Raw genomic sequence first — 881 nt, forward strand, 5'->3', positions numbered from 1 at the left:
AAAGTGATAAGTTTCTCTTGATCCCACTTTGATTAGCTATAGAAAAAATTTTTTACTCTAACGCAAAAAATTACTTCCGCACACTTAAAGCCTGATTATAATAGACTTCTTGCATAATCCAAACTAAGTAGAAAAAAGGTATCATCCGAGTAGCTCTCCTTTGTCATCCAAGTGCCCTGACACTGGGATGGCTTTGTTGCATCGCTAGCTATGATGGATTAAAGATAAAAAAGGTGGAGAATATCAGTAGCTTATTATTCTGGTATTTATAACAAGAACGGTCAGTGAATACCTAAATTTGAGTAAAAGAAATTTCACTACCACTCACTAATCCGGCTAAAATTCAAGAATTTCAATGCTTTAGCTATTTTCAATAGAATTAAATTTATTAATATAAATAACAAGTTACTATTCTTAAATTTGATCAGATTGATTGCAAAAAAAACAAGATTTTCAATAAGTTGCTTATAATCCTAATTATAGTTAGCCTTTCATAAGTAGCGATGCAACAAAGCCCACTGGGATCCAGGAATTTTATTAAGTTTGTAAGCATAAAAGTATAGCTAACGTGAGCTCTACGTCATACTGCCGCGAACCGTCATACCGCGATTCATTCGCGGTATCTCTCAGCCGCTAACACGTAGCGGGATGACGGTTGTCAGGCTAGCTGTCATCCCAGTGCCCAGACACTGGGATCCAGAAATTTTAATTGTAAGTAAGCATACTGGGTTGATAAGTATAAAAGTAGCTAGAAAATAAACATTTTTGATGAGATTATATGGAAAACTGGATGCCAGTGTCAAGCACTGGCATGACACCCTTCACGGACTTTTAAATTACTTTAGCTATAAATATTAAGAAATTTACCAAATGAAAAAAAA

The sequence above is a fragment of the Wolbachia endosymbiont of Drosophila incompta genome, from assembly GCF_001758565.1.
Classification (GTDB): domain Bacteria; phylum Pseudomonadota; class Alphaproteobacteria; order Rickettsiales; family Anaplasmataceae; genus Wolbachia; species Wolbachia pipientis.